Origin of the sequence: Rhizobium sophoriradicis, assembly GCF_025200795.1 — a bacterium.
In the GTDB taxonomy this organism is placed as follows: Bacteria; Pseudomonadota; Alphaproteobacteria; order Rhizobiales; family Rhizobiaceae; genus Rhizobium; species Rhizobium sophoriradicis.
In genome coordinates this window covers 1501861-1515294 of record NZ_CP104152.1, presented here as the reverse complement: position 1 = coordinate 1515294, position 13434 = coordinate 1501861, and the positions used below count along the sequence as shown (strand labels likewise).

The following is a 13434-nucleotide window of genomic DNA, read 5'->3' as shown; positions in this document are numbered from 1 at the left end:
GTTAATAAAATTTTATTCCGAAACCACCGGGTTTCAGTCTCGTTTTTGGGTTTTCATTCCACACATTGCGAAAGCTGTATCAATCCGACAACAGTGGCAGTTTTCGCCCTTGGCATGCCAGCAGAGCCACAATCCACAGGCTCAGGGCCTGAAATCAGCCGCTTTCATGACCGAATCACGCGGGCGCCTAGAACGACAAAAGACGCGCCCTTAGCCGGGCGCGTCTTTGAAATGATTTGCCAAAATGGGCAGCGAAACTTATCCGGCTTCGCTCACCCTGGAAAGGGCGATCTTCAGGCTCGCCATCTGACCCTTCAGTTCCTCTAAACGCTCGCGCTCAGCCTCGACCACTTCGGGATTGGCATTGGCGACGAACTTCTCGTTGGAGAGCTTACCGTCGATGCGCGACATCTCGCCTTCCATCTTGCCAATCGCCTTTTCGAGACGCGCCTTTTCCGCGGAAAGGTCGATCAGATTGCCGAGCGGCAGGCAGATGGTGGCCTCGGCGACGACGATCTGGGCTGCTCCCTTCGGCGCATCGTCGGCCAGCGAGATCGCCTCGACACGCGCGAGTCGCTTGATGGCGGCGTCGTGGCGGAACAGCCGTTCGCGGGTCAGGTTGTTGGCCTTGACCACGACGAGCGGCGCTGTGGCCGACGGCGGCACGTTCATTTCGGCGCGCACGGAACGAATGCCGGAGACGAGGTCGATCAGCCAGTTGATCTCGTCGGCAGCCGCGTCGTCAGCATAGGAGGGCGCCGGCCATTCGGCATGGCAGACCAGCGTGTCGCGCTCTTTGCCTTCACCTGCCGTATGCGCCCAGAGCTCTTCGGTCATGAAGGGCATGAAGGGATGCAGCAGCTTGTAGATCTCTTCGAGAATATAGGCGCTGCAGGCCTGGGCTTCGGCCTTGGCGCCTTCGTCCTCGCCGTTGAAGACCGGCTTCAAAAGTTCGAGATACCAGTCGCAGACCTCGTTCCAGACGAAACGATAAAGCGCGCCGGCCGCGTCGTTGAAGCGGAAGGCTTCAAGCGCTTCCGTAACGTCACGTTCCGTACGGGCAAGTTCCGTGAGGATCCAGCGATTGATGGTGAGTTCGGCCGCCTCCGGCACGAAATGCGGATCGCTTTTTGCACCGTTCATCTCGGCAAAGCGCGTGGCGTTCCAGAGCTTGGTGCCAAAATTGCGGTAGCCGGCGATGCGGGCCGGATCGAGCTTCACGTCGCGGCCCTGTGCGGCCATGATCGCCAGGGTGAAGCGCAGCGCGTCGGCGCCGTATTCGTCGACCAGTTCCAGGGGGTCGATGACGTTGCCTTTCGACTTCGACATCTTCTGCCCGTTCTTGTCGCGCACCAGCGCGTGGACATAGACGGTACTGAAGGGCTCAACGGGGTTGCCGTCGTCATCCTTCATGAAGTGCAGGCCCATCATCATCATGCGGGCAACCCAGAAAAAGATGATGTCGAAGCCGGTGACGAGAACGTTGGTCGGATAATAACGGGCGAGTTCCGGCGTTTCGTCCGGCCAGCCGAGTGTCGAGAAGGGCCAGAGAGCGGAGGAGAACCACGTGTCGAGCACGTCCTCGTCCCGCGTCAGGATCTCGCCCGGCTTGAAGTTTTCGAGGAGGTCCTCAACATAGGCCTTCATCGGCCCCTCATGTGAGAGGTAATGCTGGATCGCCGCCTGCAACGCCTCTTCCTCCGTCTTTTCGACGAAGACCTGGCCGTCCGGACCGTACCAGGCGGGGATCTGGTGACCCCACCAGAGCTGGCGGGAAACGCACCAGGGCTGGATGTTTTCCATCCATTCGTAATAGGTCTTGTCCCAGCTCTTCGGCACCATCCTGGTGCGGCCCTCGCGCACCGAAGCGATCGCCGGTTCGGCGAGCGTCTTGGCATCGACATACCATTGCTCGGTCAGCCGCGGCTCGATCGGCACGCCGCCGCGGTCACCGTGCGGGACCATGTGCTTGTGCGGCTCGATCTTGTCGACGAGACCGGCCTCTTCGAAAATCTCGACGATGACCTTGCGCGCAAAGAAACGATCCTGCCCTTCCAGGCGATCCCAGGCGCCGTGCAGCGCCGCCGGATTATCGAGACCTTCGAGGAAATCCTCATTGTCCTTGATGATAATCGTACCGTCGCCATTCATGATATTGATGATGCGAAGGCCTGCGCGCTTGCCGACGTCGAAGTCGTTGAAATCATGCGCGGGCGTGATCTTCACCGCGCCGCTGCCGGCGGCCGGATCGGCATAGTCGTCGGCAACGATCGGAATCCTGCGGCCGACGATCGGCAGAATGACATGCTTGCCGACAATGCCCTGGTAGCGTTCGTCTTTCGGATTGACGGCAACACCGGTGTCGCCCAGCATTGTCTCCGGCCGTGTGGTTGCGACAACCACATAGTCGCGCGTCTCGAATTCGGTCGGCTTGCCTTCCTCATCGAAAGCGATCGGGAACTGATAGGTGACGCCCTTTTCTAGCGGATAACGCAGGTGCCAGAGATTGCCCTTGACCTCGTGCTGCTCGACTTCGATATCGGAAATTGCCGTCAGCAGCTTCGGATCCCAATTGACCAGACGCTTGTCGCGGTAAATCAGACCTTCCTTGTAGAGCGTGACGAAAACCTCGAGAACGGCCTTCGACAGGCCTTCGTCCATGGTGAAGCGTTCGCGCGACCAGTCGCATGAGGCACCCAGGCGCTTCAGCTGATTGAAGATCAGGCCGCCCGATTCAGCCTTCCACTCCCAGACCTTGTCGATGAAGGCGTCGCGGCCCATGTCGCGGCGGCCCGGCAGCTGCTGTTCCATCAGCTTGCGCTCGACGACCATCTGCGTGGCGATGCCGGCGTGATCCATGCCCGGCTGCCAGAGCACGTTCTTGCCGCGCATGCGCTCGAAACGCACCAGGATGTCCTGCAGCGTGTTGTTGAGCGCATGGCCCATATGCAGCGAACCGGTGACATTCGGCGGCGGGATGACGATGGTGAAGGTCTCGGCCCCGGGCTTGGCGTTGGCGCCAGCGCGGAAGGCGTCCTCTTCATCCCATTTCGCTGCGATTTTTGGTTCGACGGCGGCGGAATCATAGGTCTTGTCGAGCATTTTCTGACCAATTTTCGAGGTTCGAGGGTGGCGTTTGTAAATAGGATGGCCACGGCCAAGTCAATAAAAAAGCCGCCCCGGAGACCGGAGCGGCTTTTCCAAGAAAAAGCAATCCGATCAACGGCGCGGGCCGCGCGCCACGCGCTCGATTTCCTCGCGCACCAACCGCTCGACCAGCGTCGGCAGATTATCATCAAGCCATTCGCGCAGCATCGGGCGCAGCATGTCCTCTGCGATTTCATCCAGCGAGCGGCGCTCCGCGCCGTCGATCGCCGCAGCAAGCTCCTCGAAGGAACGGCTGATCTGCAGACCGGCACCTTCGGAGAGAAGCGTCGACTGGACCTCATCGACAACGCTCGGCAGGAAGCGCTCGGTCGACGAACCGGCGGGCTCTAAGGCAGGCGGCGCCGTTTCGACGACCGGGGCCGGCTCGGCGACGGCCACCCGTGGCGTTTCGACAGGAGCCGGCTCGGCCGGCTGCTGAATGCCATGCGGCGGAACGGGTGCTGCAGCGGCCGGGAAAACGGGCTGGACCGGCTGCGGCTGCGGCGCCGTCGCGCGCGACGGTTCCGGCGTCACGGCCGGCTGCGGTTCGGGCTGACGGAAGCCGCTCGGAATTTCCCGCAGGGCCTGACCGGCCTGCACGGCACTGCGCTCGGAGGCGGCGCGCACGCGGGCGGCGACATCGGCAAGCGACAGGGCGCGGGCCGGCGCTTCCGTCTCGGGGGCGGTCCCGGCCGAATTGGCGGCGACGAAACGCGGATCGGAAGAGCGCATGGCCGGCTCGGGGAACTCGACGCCGGCATAGGTGTCATCGACGGTCAGATGGATCTCGGAGCCGTTCACGTCCTCGTCGGAGCCGTAAACCGGCGGCAGGGATGCGGAAATCGCCTTGCCGGCGCCGGGTTCATTGCTTTCGATGATCTGGCGGATGGACGCCAGAATTTCTTCCATGGACGGTTCACGCGCTACACTTGGCTGAGCCATATCTATCCCCGTTATCCCAAAACAACGACCGGATGGTGTGGAGCGTTCATCCGAATCACCACGACCTTAGAATACCCCAGACGTGAAAAAAATCATCGCGAATCAAATGAATGCGGCCATGCACAGTTTTGTTACCCAATGAATGCCGTCGGCAATTCGCGGCCGAGGCGTCAGGATAAATGATGTTTGTGAAGGGTTTCCGGCAGCGCGAACGACTCCGCCCGGAAATCGGAATCGATCTTGAGGGCGGATGCGCTGATGCAAACTGTCACAGCGTCCTTTGCGCGTCTGAAAAGACACGCGGCGCGCAAATAAAAGCGGGCGCCATCGGCGCCCGTCGCTGCAATTCGTCGAGGAGACCAGCGTCAGAAAACGAATTCGCGCGCCTTGGCGAAACCCGGCAGCGGCTTGACTGAAGCATTGAAGAAGACGTTCTCCGAAATGGCGCCGCGCTCGGCGACGAAGACCTTGGCGCGGGCGGCATTGCCATGACCTTCGACCGTGACCAGACGGCCGCCATCGCGCAATTGGCCGAGAAGAGCGGCCGGAACTTCCTCGACCGCGCCATTGATAAAGATCAGATCATAGGGAGCGCCGGCACCGTAGCCCATTTCGAGCGGGCCGGTGACAACTTCGACCTTGCCGTAGCCGGCAAGCTTTTCCTTCGCCTCGGCGGCCAGACCCTCGTCGCATTCGAGCGCGATGACCGAGCCGGCGATAATCGACAGCAGCGCCGATGTGTAACCGGTGCCGCAACCGACTTCGAGCACGAAATCATCCTTGCTGATAGCAGCGAGCTGCAGCAGCTTGGCGAGTGGCGAAGCTTCCATCAGGAAGCGGGCCGGCTTGCCCGGTGCGGCAGCGGAGATCTCGACATCGTTGTCGACATAGGCCAGGAGCTTTGCCTTCTCCGGCACGAAAGCCTCACGCGGCACCGTGAGAAACGCCGTCAGCACGGAATGCGAGGTCACGTCGGTCGTGCGAACTTGGTTGTCGACCATCTTTGCGCGCGCTGCTTCGAAATCCATCATGTCCTCTCGCTCTTGAAAGCGGTTCCTGTCCCCCGTCTCTTAATCTCCGACACGAATGCTTTCAAGGCTTGGCAGCAGTCGGCGAAAAGAATCCGGCGGACGCCTCTTTCGAGCCACAGGAGGGGAAAGGCGCTGCAGACCAAACATGGAATCCCCTGCCCCTTCATGGTATGATTTGCAGCGGAGGAAATGGGAGGAGCAGGCCATGTCTGCGATTTTCGAATATCTGACGCTGTTCGATTTCTTCATCCTCGCAGCGCTCATCGGCATCTTCTGTTGCGGGTTGCTGGACGGTGAAACAAGCTGAGGAGCGCGCGCTGCGGCATGGAGCCGCTGGCGCCGGTCACGATCTCATCCGGGCGGACGCGGGCTGCGCACGCCGGTTGGCATAGGCTGGACCGAGCGGCGGCTGCAATTCGGCGCGATAGCCTTGAAATATCAAGGTTTCACAATCATTTATCAGCGGTGGGGAAATATTGGAGGCCTCGCCCGGAATTGAACCGGGGTACAAGGATTTGCAGAAGTTTATCCGCCTTTGTTTTTATTGATGTTTCCTCTTCGATGTGCCATCCGTGTGCCATCGGCATTCAACCCAGAAGAGACCTTTCTGCCGCTGCCAGTTCGTCGGCATCATCACCGCGCGCGAACAAATGGCCGTAACGGTCCATTGTCAGCACGATCGAAGCATGCCCAAGGCGCTCTTGAACCATCTTTGCCGGCAGGCCAAGGCCACCGTCCTCTTTCCGATTGATAAGCCACGAGGCGTAGAAGTGTCGAAGGGCATGCAGGCCCCGGTACTTGGCCCTGAGGATCGGCCTGCCCCTCTTGTCGAGGTTACCGGTATCGACCGTTACGCCCGCACGCACCATCGCCGGCTGGAGGCCCTTTTTCACGACGTTAGCATGTGAACGGGAATCACCATCCGGATTGGCGAACACAAAGCCCGGCTTATTCCCCTGCTTGAGTTTCAGCTCTTTAAGGGTGTTGATGACAAGCGGCGGCACTGGAATGGTTCGTCTCCCAGCTTCTGACTTTGGCGGGCCGACTTCCCGGTACTGGTCGACGCGCTGACGGATGTTGATCTCACCGCGTTGGAAATCCACATCCTGCCAGCGCAGGCCACGCAACTCCGACGATCGCATGCCGGTAAAGACTACGGTCAGAAGTAGCGGACGCCAGTTTCCCTCCAGCGCGCTAAGAAGAGCCCTGACCTCATCACGGGTGGGAATATCGGTTCCGACCTCCAGGCGTCCCTTCTGGCGCTTCTCTTGGCGCCGGTGGCGGCCTTTCCGGCTTCTCCCGATCTCACTGACCGAATTGCGCGTCGCCAGTCCGCGCTCCATAGCGTCCGCCAGGATGCCGCCGAGGGAGACAAGGATTTTCTTGATCAACGCGCTTGACCGGCCGACCGCCCTGAGCTGATCTTCAAACTCCCGGACGGCGGGAACCGTCAGCTTCGAAACCAGCGTGTCGCCGATAAAGGGCTCGATATGAAGCTTCAGGTGGCGCCGCTTCTGGTCGAGCGTGCTTCTTTCAAGCCCCTCTCCCTCACCCGTCGTAATCCACAGATCGCCGGCTTTCTTCACCGAGATGCTATCACCGTCGGCGATATGAATGCCGGCCTGGACCTCGCTGGCCGCCTTGATAATGAACGCCTCGGCCTCCTTCTTTTTGCCGAACGTCTTGCGGCGGCGCTTGCCTCGGTTGTCGACATAATCGGCCTGCCACGCGGTCTTCTCTTCGCCGTCCGGCCCTGTCCATGTGCGCTTGCGTACTGACATTAGATCAACCCTCCCTGTCTTCTCCGTCATTTCCGAACTAGAACTTAATCTTCCCTGCGCTGGCGAGGTGGCTCATCGCCCGCCCCTTCAGCGCCTCGATCTGGAGACGCACGTCCTCGGCGGTCCAGTTCGGCTGCGCGAACAGCAGAGCTTCCATTGCGGCAAGCGCTGCCGAGCGATAGCAATCGGGGTCATTAACCCACGAGTCCTCTTTCCAATCGTCGCGCCCGGCGGCCATCGCGGCCCTCTGACCGGCGGTGCCGAAGTGGGCGGCGATGAGGTAGAGCGTCCGCTTTAGGTCCGGCCCGCCAAACGCTGCCTCTTCCTCGAATGATCGTTCAAGCCGCACCTCGGCTTCCTGGCTTTGGGTGCGCCCCACTTCGCGCGCCGCCTTGTCCAGTTTCGACTTTATGGCCGCCGTGACCTTGAGGCCCAATGAAACCCGCTTGCCGGGCTCGGCTTCCTTTAAAGGGCGGCCAATCCGCTTCTGTTCGTTTGTCATCTGTGATCCCCTTCCGTCCTTATTTCTTACGATCAAGAGAAAGTGCTTGTCAAGCAGAACTGAAGCTGTCAGGTTTCTCGTGAACATGAGAAAGGAGTTGTGAGGCTCAAACACTTGAGGCCCACCAACGTCAGAAGGGATCAGATCAATGACCATGAAGCACGAAGACAGGCGCGAAACATCCAGCGTCGAGGAGGCGGCAGAGAGACTGGGGATCGGTCGCAATCAAGCCTATCAAGCCGTCCGGCGCGGGGAGATTCCCCATATTCGCATCGGCAAGCGGCTGCTGATCTTGAATGCTGCACTCGACCGCCTTCTAGCCGGCGCCGAATCAACGATGGGATCGTGACGATGCCGATGGAAGAGACTGAATTGAAGGATGATCTGCTTTGGGGCGGACGCGCCATTGCCCGGAAAATCGGCCGCACAGAACGGCAGATTTACCACATGCTTGAGCGGGGTGAATTGCCGGCCCGGAAGGTCTGCGGCGTTTGGGTCGCCTCCGTCACCAATCTAACGAAGTTTCTGACAGGCACAAATTGAGCCCCGCCCATGAAAAAATTCACCACGTCGTGGAAGCTCGATCTGCTGGACCGGATGTCGGCTGACCACCGGCTGTCGGCGACCGATTTCAGGGCGGTTTATCGCCTGCTTCACTACATGGACGCGGAAACCCGCAATTGTTTTCCGAGGCAAGAAACAATCGCCGCCGACCTCGGTGTGACGGATCGCACGGTCAGAAACTCGCTCGTCAACCTCCGCGCTTGCGGCTGGCTGAAAATCGAAGAACGGCAGCTCCCAAAGGGACGCGGTCGATCGAACTTCTATTACTTCCTCGACCCGACTACCGGAAGCGCAGTTCCGGTGAACAACACGAACACAGGAAACGGACTTCCGGTGAACGGCGCGACCACCGGAAATTCTGGGCGGGAATACCGGAAGACAGCTTCCGGCGCCTCAAAAGAGGAACACGTTGAACGGAACACTTTGAATCGAGAGAGCGCGAAACTCGTTCCACGTGACCGGCTCCTTCCTGGACATTTCAAACCGGATCTTGGCGTCGCTCTTTCCGCTGGTATGGATCACGCCGAGGCCGAGCGGCAGGCTGCGATGTTCGTCGACTACTACCTCGCCAAAGGAAAGCCGGTTCGCGACTGGAATGCAGCGTGGCGCAACTGGATTCGCCGCGTGCCGGATTTCGCGCGCCGCCCCAATGGGCCGGATCGCCAGCAGGCCCCCCTTGCCAGGCAGTTTAGCGAAGCGGCGCGCCAAGCCTACGAGCAAGACCGGAACGGAGGAATGGTCAATGACGCAAACGAACCTACCGTCGAACCAGCCAGACATATCTCGCGCGGCCACTGAAGCTGAAAAGCTAGCCGTGCTCAGCTGCTTATTCGCGGCATATCCCAGCCGCGCACCAAACGAATTTCGTCTTGTGCGACGCGCCTACCTGTTAGCGCTTGAAGGTGTTGGCCAGTGGGCGTTGTTTGAGGCGGAGCGCCGGATCAACCAGAATTCGCTCGGCCACCCCTACATGCCATCGCCGGCCGAATTACGCGGGGAGATCGACCGGGTCATGGCCCCGCATGTGGCGGCTCGTCGGCGCGAAGCCGAGGCGGCGCACCGCTACAAATGGGCCGATGATGACAAGCCCCGCGCCCTGCCGGCGCCGAAAGGCGATCCGGAGGCCGTCGCCAAGTGGCGCGTCAGGCGGGCCGCCCAGAAAGCGGAGACCGCCGTGACGTCGGCAAGCGCTCCCACCGATCGGCCGCTGTTCGCTGACAGGGACGAAAGAATGAAACGTACCGCAGCCGATGCGGTGTCAGATTTCGTTTCACGGCAGGACCGCCGGCACGATGCGCTTCGATCGGAATCGGGGATCGAGGCCGGCCTTGATGACGGATGACCTCGCCACACTCGACAGGTTGATAGAAGGCGCCCGACGTCACGTCGACCTCTTGATTTCTCTCCGAAGCTCCGTAGCCAGCGATCTGAGATCAGAGGCGGAGTCGGAAGCCTTCGCTGACGACTTCGCGGCGGCCAATATGATCGAACTGCCGCTCGCCGCTCAACGCTTTGAGGTCTCAAAGGACAAGCTGCGGCGATGGTGCCGGGACTACGGCATCGGTGTTCTGCATGGCGGCCGATGGATGGTCTCGCTCCCACGACTTCGGCGGCATATCGGCCGGTGACCGTGCGCGTTTCGCGCGTTTCGAGGGGTTGGTGATGCGCGTTTGCTCCTGCACCTTTGCGAGGCAACCCAGGAGAAATCCGATGCAGAACCATCAGGCCGAGTTCGCCGGCACCATCCAAAGCCTCATTCGAGCCCTCGTGATCGCCGCGAAGACGGGCGAGCCGTTCAACGAAATCGCTGATCGACTGCGCCTGCCGGCGCCGGCCGCACGAATCCTCAAATCGGCGGTCGGCGCCGGGACGCTGAGCGATCCGGCATGGGCCTCCGGTCTGGCCGACATGCAGGCCGCGAGCAGCGCGTTCCTCCAAGGTCTCGGCGGTCGAAGCGCTTTCGCCAGCTTGCTCGACGTCGGAGTTTTAACCCGCGCGCCGCTTCGGTCTCGCGTCGGCGCGGTCACCGAGGGCGTCGTCGCTGATGTGACCGGAGAAGGCAAATCCCGGCCGGTCTCGCGGATGACGCTGAGCGGCGATGCGTTGCTGCCGCAACAGGCCGACGCGATTGTCGTGCTGAGCCGGGAGGTCATCGAGAACGCCTCGGCCGCCGCCCAGGCATTTCTGAGCCGGCAGCTCCGCCGGGCAGTCGCGAAGGCGCTCGACGTCGGCGCCCTCAGCACGCTCATCACATCCGCCACACCGTCGTTCGCCGCCACCGACAACCATGCCGCCGACTTGAAGCAGATGTTGGATTCGGTGAACACCGGCGAAGGCAGGCTGGCTTGGATCGCCGCTCCCGATGTCGCGAACAGCATTGCCTTGCTCAACGACGGGCGCGGCACGGCGAGTCCGGAAGGCGTAAGCGAATTTTTGGGCCTGCCCCACGCCGTCTCGGCCGGCCTCGCCGCCGGCACGCTCGTTCTCCTCGACGGCGACCGTGTCCTCGCTGACGTCGAGTCCCTCGGCGTTGACGTCGCGCGCCATGCCGCACTTCAGATGAACGACGAGCCGACCATGGACGCGAGCACGCCGACGGCAACGCCCGTGGTCTCGCTCTGGCAAGTCAATGCCGTGGCCGTCAAAATCAGCGCCCTCTTCGGCGCCGTAGCCGGCACGCCCGATGCGCTTGCCGTGCTGACTGGCATCGAGTGGCCGCCGGTAGTGTCCGGTTGATCGGAGGACATGCAGATGAGCACTTTCGACGGCAAGGCATTCGGCCAGGAAATCGTCCAGATCGTGAAGGATCACCTTGAGCGGAACCTGTCCCCGGTAGCCGCCCGGCTCGACGCGGTTGAAGCCCGTCTCCTGCTTCTTGAAGCTCAGGCCGGCGCGACAAAGGCCAAGCCGATTGTTCGCATCGCCGCGCGCTCGGAGCCGACAACATGATGACGGTCGATGACGTCCAGCAGATCGATCCTGAACTTGCCGAGGGCGGCAGAAGCGTTTGCTTTTATGCGTGGATGGCCGATGACGATCTTACACTTGTCTGGTCGATTGCGCTTCCGATGGAGGTCAATGAGGCGACCTTTCTGGACCTGCTCCCGGAGTGGCGTGCACTGGGCTGGCGGATGCTCAGGCAGCAGAGTGGTTGAGCGCGGAGCGGGCAAAATGGGCGCATGCGCCCTGTCCCTCAGTCGATCGTCATCTCCGAACCTACCCTAGCCGGGGGGGTGACCAACTCCAAATTGGCCGGCTTCAAAAGGCCCGCGCGCATCCTCATCCGCAGATTTTTTTCTCGCCGGCAAAACATAGAGGACGTGTTTTTTCCCGCGTATGGATGAGATGCACCCGAGAGCCACCCGTGGACGACCTCCGCACATCCCCAGCGTAACCGACCGGCGTCTCGTCCAGGTACTTGCCGCCCAGGGGATTCCCCAACGCGAAATCGGCCGGGCGCTGGAGATCGATCCGAAAACTCTGAGGCGACGCTTTCGCCGCGAGCTGGATATCGGCGCCGCCAAGCTTGAAGCCGCCCTTGTCGGCCATCTGCTCCGCCTTGCCGCCGGGAGTGATGATGTGGCGCTCCGGGCGATCATCTTCCTCCTTCGAAGCCGGTTTGGGTGGTCGCGGTATGCACCTCCGCTAACGTCACCCTCAATTAAGCGTTGACGAGATAAGGTGGGCCATGCGGAATTGGCCTACTTTGAGGGGAAAAGGAAATGGTTGAATTATCGTCTCGACATGAGGGCGACAGGATTGTGATCGAGCTTTATCCGGGCGATCCGATAGAGCTTGGTGACCTGTCTAGCAGCTTTGCCGCGCTGGCTCGGATGTACGAGCGTCATTATCGCCACGACGGCGAGACGGCACCCAAGCTATACGTAACGAAGCTCGAAACCGGCTCTGTTCTAATGGAGATCGCTCCATACGCGATGATAATGGGAACCCTCTCCATCATGGATAGCGCCGTTATTGTCGCTGATTTCACGAGCCGACTGTGGCGGGGCGTAGTAGCGTTTTCAGGTTTGCCGCCGGCCGAGTCCGTCTGGATTGAGCCCCCTTCGCCAGAAGACGCTCTGGATATTAAGGAATTTACGAAACCGCTTCTGGGCAAGAATGGCTCAGCATTGGGCATTAAACATGCCCGGTATGAGAAGACCGAAGGCGAAAGAACGGTGGTCGTTGAATACAAATTCACTGAATCCGAACTGAATAGGGCGGCAATAAACATCGACAAAGCGCTTGAGTCCCCCTTCATGGAAGAGGCCGAAAATGTGCCTCGCGAACAGATCAAGCGGGAAGTCATGCTCTTTATCGATCAGGCAAATCGTGGCCCTGGGAAAGAGCGTGGCCGCACAGGTGACAGAGGGATCATACCTGATATCTACGACAAGCCTTTACCAGTCTATTTCAGGAAGAGCTTCCAAAACCTGAAAAGCCAAATTACGCGAGAGGTCAACCCGCTAACCAGCGCGTTCGTCGTGGATGTGCACGTTCAGTATATTCGCGATGAGCCTAGAGGCTATGTCGTGACCGACATCCATGAGGTTATTCCTGCCGGCGGCACCGAATGAAAGCGCTGAGCTTGCGCCCCTCTTTGGCGAGGTTCTTGTCGATTCCGGCTTCGGCTAGCGTTGGAATAATTGGGGTATCTGGAACCCCAATTTTCGGAGGGCGCCCGGCCTTCGCAAGCCCGATCGTCTCCTTCTGCGCTTGCCGCATCTGATCGAGGCGCCTTGGCACAAAGAAGCGCTGCATCCGGAGACGCGGCACGGCGCTATCGGTGGCGGTCAGGATCAGAGTCGCCAACTGGGCGACTCTGCCAAGGCCGACCGTTTTACCAAGGATACGGCAGCGAAAACCGGCCTCTCCGAATCCAACCGCCGTGGAGTATGCAAACATTCCTGCATCGATGCCGGTGAATATTTTAGCTGCCCGATATGCCGATGGTCTACCTAATTCCATGCCGGCATTGACCCGGCGATCCGTCATTTTGCTAACTTGCTGGCGGCTCCGAGAGCAGCGAGTATTCAAGGGTTGTTAATGGGGGGGTGCTGCATGGGGATGCGGTTCAGGAAGTCGTTGAAACTCGCGCCGGGGCTCCGGCTCAACATAGGCAAGAAGGGCGGTAGCATTCGCGTTGGTCCGAAGGGCGCCGGCTACACAGTGGGGACGTCGGGGCAGCGCGTCAGCGCTAGCATATCTGGGACCGGGGTTAGCTTTTCCTCAAAGGTCGGCAAACGAAAATCAGACAATCAGAACACCAATCCGAGCATGAGTTCATGGGCTGCTGGTTTGGTGGGCTTCATTTTGATTTTCGCGTTTCTGAGTTGGTTGTTCTAACCGGCCGGGCGCGCACCCGCTTCTGTTTCCATCGCCAAGCGGCGGCTGGCCGATGAATACGACGCGGCGCAAGAGCGGGGCGAGGTAGCAACGGACGGACGGCCCAAAACCGTTCCAGACG

The 13434-nt window shown here is 60.5% G+C and carries 17 protein-coding genes; 10 read left to right on the top strand and 7 right to left on the bottom strand.

Annotation, left to right across the window (positions count from 1 at the left end; all coding sequences use genetic code 11):
* Nucleotides 1–258 precede the first annotated feature (258 nt).
* The 5 genes from N2597_RS07585 to N2597_RS07565 form a co-directional block, all read right to left on the bottom strand.
* A complete protein-coding gene (locus tag N2597_RS07585; protein WP_183596541.1) occupies nucleotides 259–3102 on the bottom strand; it encodes a valine--tRNA ligase in 2844 nt (947 codons plus the stop codon).
* A gap of 117 nt (nucleotides 3103–3219) precedes the next feature.
* Nucleotides 3220–4089: a DUF2497 domain-containing protein gene (locus tag N2597_RS07580; RefSeq protein WP_096764067.1), complete on the bottom strand. Its 870-nt coding sequence runs from the start codon at nucleotides 4087–4089 to the stop codon at nucleotides 3220–3222.
* Between the two features lie 365 nt (nucleotides 4090–4454).
* Nucleotides 4455–5120, bottom strand: a complete 666-nt coding sequence (locus tag N2597_RS07575) for a protein-L-isoaspartate O-methyltransferase family protein (protein WP_183596544.1) — start codon at nucleotides 5118–5120, stop codon at nucleotides 4455–4457.
* Between the two features lie 587 nt (nucleotides 5121–5707).
* On the bottom strand, nucleotides 5708–6901 hold the full coding sequence (locus tag N2597_RS07570; protein ID WP_183596547.1) for a site-specific integrase: 1194 nt from the start codon (nucleotides 6899–6901) through the stop codon (nucleotides 5708–5710).
* 37 nt (nucleotides 6902–6938) lie between these two features.
* Complete coding sequence (locus N2597_RS07565) at nucleotides 6939–7403, bottom strand: hypothetical protein (protein ID WP_183596549.1); 465 nt, start codon at nucleotides 7401–7403, stop codon at nucleotides 6939–6941.
* A gap of 148 nt (nucleotides 7404–7551) precedes the next feature.
* Here N2597_RS07565 and N2597_RS07560 point away from each other — a divergent pair, with 148 nt between their 5' ends.
* The 8 genes from N2597_RS07560 (at nucleotide 7552) to N2597_RS07525 (ending at nucleotide 11122) form a co-directional block, all read left to right on the top strand.
* Nucleotides 7552–7752, top strand: coding sequence for a helix-turn-helix domain-containing protein (locus N2597_RS07560; RefSeq protein WP_183596552.1), 201 nt, complete (start codon nucleotides 7552–7554; stop codon nucleotides 7750–7752).
* 2 nt (nucleotides 7753–7754) lie between these two features.
* On the top strand, nucleotides 7755–7946 hold the full coding sequence (locus N2597_RS07555) for a hypothetical protein (protein ID WP_225881374.1): 192 nt from the start codon (nucleotides 7755–7757) through the stop codon (nucleotides 7944–7946).
* A gap of 9 nt (nucleotides 7947–7955) precedes the next feature.
* Complete coding sequence (locus tag N2597_RS07550) at nucleotides 7956–8765, top strand: helix-turn-helix domain-containing protein (protein WP_183596555.1); 810 nt, start codon at nucleotides 7956–7958, stop codon at nucleotides 8763–8765.
* Between the two features lie 73 nt (nucleotides 8766–8838).
* Nucleotides 8839–9309, top strand: a complete 471-nt coding sequence (locus N2597_RS07545; RefSeq protein ID WP_225881367.1) for a hypothetical protein — start codon at nucleotides 8839–8841, stop codon at nucleotides 9307–9309.
* Nucleotides 9299–9595 carry a hypothetical protein gene (locus N2597_RS07540; RefSeq protein WP_183596560.1) on the top strand — a complete coding sequence of 99 codons (297 nt, stop codon included), beginning with the start codon at nucleotides 9299–9301 and terminating at the stop codon, nucleotides 9593–9595. Before N2597_RS07545 ends, N2597_RS07540 begins: the two co-directional genes overlap by 11 nt.
* Nucleotides 9596–9677: 82 nt before the next feature.
* Complete coding sequence (locus N2597_RS07535) at nucleotides 9678–10703, top strand: phage major capsid protein (RefSeq protein WP_183596562.1); 1026 nt, start codon at nucleotides 9678–9680, stop codon at nucleotides 10701–10703.
* A gap of 15 nt (nucleotides 10704–10718) precedes the next feature.
* Nucleotides 10719–10916 (top strand): hypothetical protein, encoded by a 198-nt coding sequence (locus tag N2597_RS07530; protein WP_183596565.1) that lies wholly within the window; start codon nucleotides 10719–10721, stop codon nucleotides 10914–10916.
* On the top strand, nucleotides 10913–11122 hold the full coding sequence (locus tag N2597_RS07525; RefSeq protein WP_183596568.1) for a hypothetical protein: 210 nt from the start codon (nucleotides 10913–10915) through the stop codon (nucleotides 11120–11122). Before N2597_RS07530 ends, N2597_RS07525 begins: the two co-directional genes overlap by 4 nt.
* A gap of 124 nt (nucleotides 11123–11246) precedes the next feature.
* Here the strand turns inward: N2597_RS07525 and N2597_RS07520 are convergent, their stop codons facing one another.
* Nucleotides 11247–11516: a hypothetical protein gene (locus N2597_RS07520; RefSeq protein WP_183596571.1), complete on the bottom strand. Its 270-nt coding sequence runs from the start codon at nucleotides 11514–11516 to the stop codon at nucleotides 11247–11249.
* A 173-nt stretch (nucleotides 11517–11689) separates the two neighbouring features.
* Here N2597_RS07520 and N2597_RS07515 point away from each other — a divergent pair, with 173 nt between their 5' ends.
* Nucleotides 11690–12544 (top strand): hypothetical protein, encoded by an 855-nt coding sequence (locus N2597_RS07515; protein ID WP_183596574.1) that lies wholly within the window; start codon nucleotides 11690–11692, stop codon nucleotides 12542–12544.
* On the opposite strand, the gene N2597_RS07510 is transcribed toward N2597_RS07515, so the two are convergent.
* Entirely contained in the window at nucleotides 12519–12962 is a 444-nt protein-coding gene (locus N2597_RS07510; protein ID WP_225881369.1) for a hypothetical protein, read from the bottom strand. The genes N2597_RS07515 and N2597_RS07510 overlap by 26 nt on opposite strands.
* Before the next feature lie 51 nt (nucleotides 12963–13013).
* On the opposite strand from N2597_RS07510, the gene N2597_RS07505 reads away from it, so the two are divergent.
* Nucleotides 13014–13313 (top strand): DUF4236 domain-containing protein, encoded by a 300-nt coding sequence (locus N2597_RS07505; RefSeq protein ID WP_341356232.1) that lies wholly within the window; start codon nucleotides 13014–13016, stop codon nucleotides 13311–13313.
* The last annotated feature ends 121 nt before the right edge of the window (nucleotides 13314–13434 follow it).

What these genes read in the sequence shown, in the direction of transcription:
- N2597_RS07560 (WP_183596552.1), top strand. Translation starts at nt 7,552, where the DNA reads ATGACCATGAAGCACGAAGACAGGCGCGAAACATCCAGCGTCGAGGAG.
- N2597_RS07535 (WP_183596562.1), top strand. Translation starts at nt 9,678, where the DNA reads ATGCAGAACCATCAGGCCGAGTTCGCCGGCACCATCCAAAGCCTCATT.
- N2597_RS07505 (WP_341356232.1), top strand. Translation starts at nt 13,014, where the DNA reads ATGGGGGGGTGCTGCATGGGGATGCGGTTCAGGAAGTCGTTGAAACTC.
- N2597_RS07580 (WP_096764067.1), bottom strand. Translation starts at nt 4,089, where the DNA reads ATGGCTCAGCCAAGTGTAGCGCGTGAACCGTCCATGGAAGAAATTCTG.
- N2597_RS07540 (WP_183596560.1), top strand. Translation starts at nt 9,299, where the DNA reads ATGACGGATGACCTCGCCACACTCGACAGGTTGATAGAAGGCGCCCGA.
- N2597_RS07565 (WP_183596549.1), bottom strand. Translation starts at nt 7,403, where the DNA reads ATGACAAACGAACAGAAGCGGATTGGCCGCCCTTTAAAGGAAGCCGAG.
- N2597_RS07575 (WP_183596544.1), bottom strand. Translation starts at nt 5,120, where the DNA reads ATGATGGATTTCGAAGCAGCGCGCGCAAAGATGGTCGACAACCAAGTT.
- N2597_RS07525 (WP_183596568.1), top strand. Translation starts at nt 10,913, where the DNA reads ATGATGACGGTCGATGACGTCCAGCAGATCGATCCTGAACTTGCCGAG.
- N2597_RS07550 (WP_183596555.1), top strand. Translation starts at nt 7,956, where the DNA reads ATGAAAAAATTCACCACGTCGTGGAAGCTCGATCTGCTGGACCGGATG.
- N2597_RS07515 (WP_183596574.1), top strand. Translation starts at nt 11,690, where the DNA reads ATGGTTGAATTATCGTCTCGACATGAGGGCGACAGGATTGTGATCGAG.
- N2597_RS07585 (WP_183596541.1), bottom strand. Translation starts at nt 3,102, where the DNA reads ATGCTCGACAAGACCTATGATTCCGCCGCCGTCGAACCAAAAATCGCA.
- N2597_RS07570 (WP_183596547.1), bottom strand. Translation starts at nt 6,901, where the DNA reads ATGTCAGTACGCAAGCGCACATGGACAGGGCCGGACGGCGAAGAGAAG.
- N2597_RS07520 (WP_183596571.1), bottom strand. Translation starts at nt 11,516, where the DNA reads ATGGCCGACAAGGGCGGCTTCAAGCTTGGCGGCGCCGATATCCAGCTC.
- N2597_RS07555 (WP_225881374.1), top strand. Translation starts at nt 7,755, where the DNA reads ATGCCGATGGAAGAGACTGAATTGAAGGATGATCTGCTTTGGGGCGGA.
- N2597_RS07510 (WP_225881369.1), bottom strand. Translation starts at nt 12,962, where the DNA reads ATGACGGATCGCCGGGTCAATGCCGGCATGGAATTAGGTAGACCATCG.
- N2597_RS07530 (WP_183596565.1), top strand. Translation starts at nt 10,719, where the DNA reads ATGAGCACTTTCGACGGCAAGGCATTCGGCCAGGAAATCGTCCAGATC.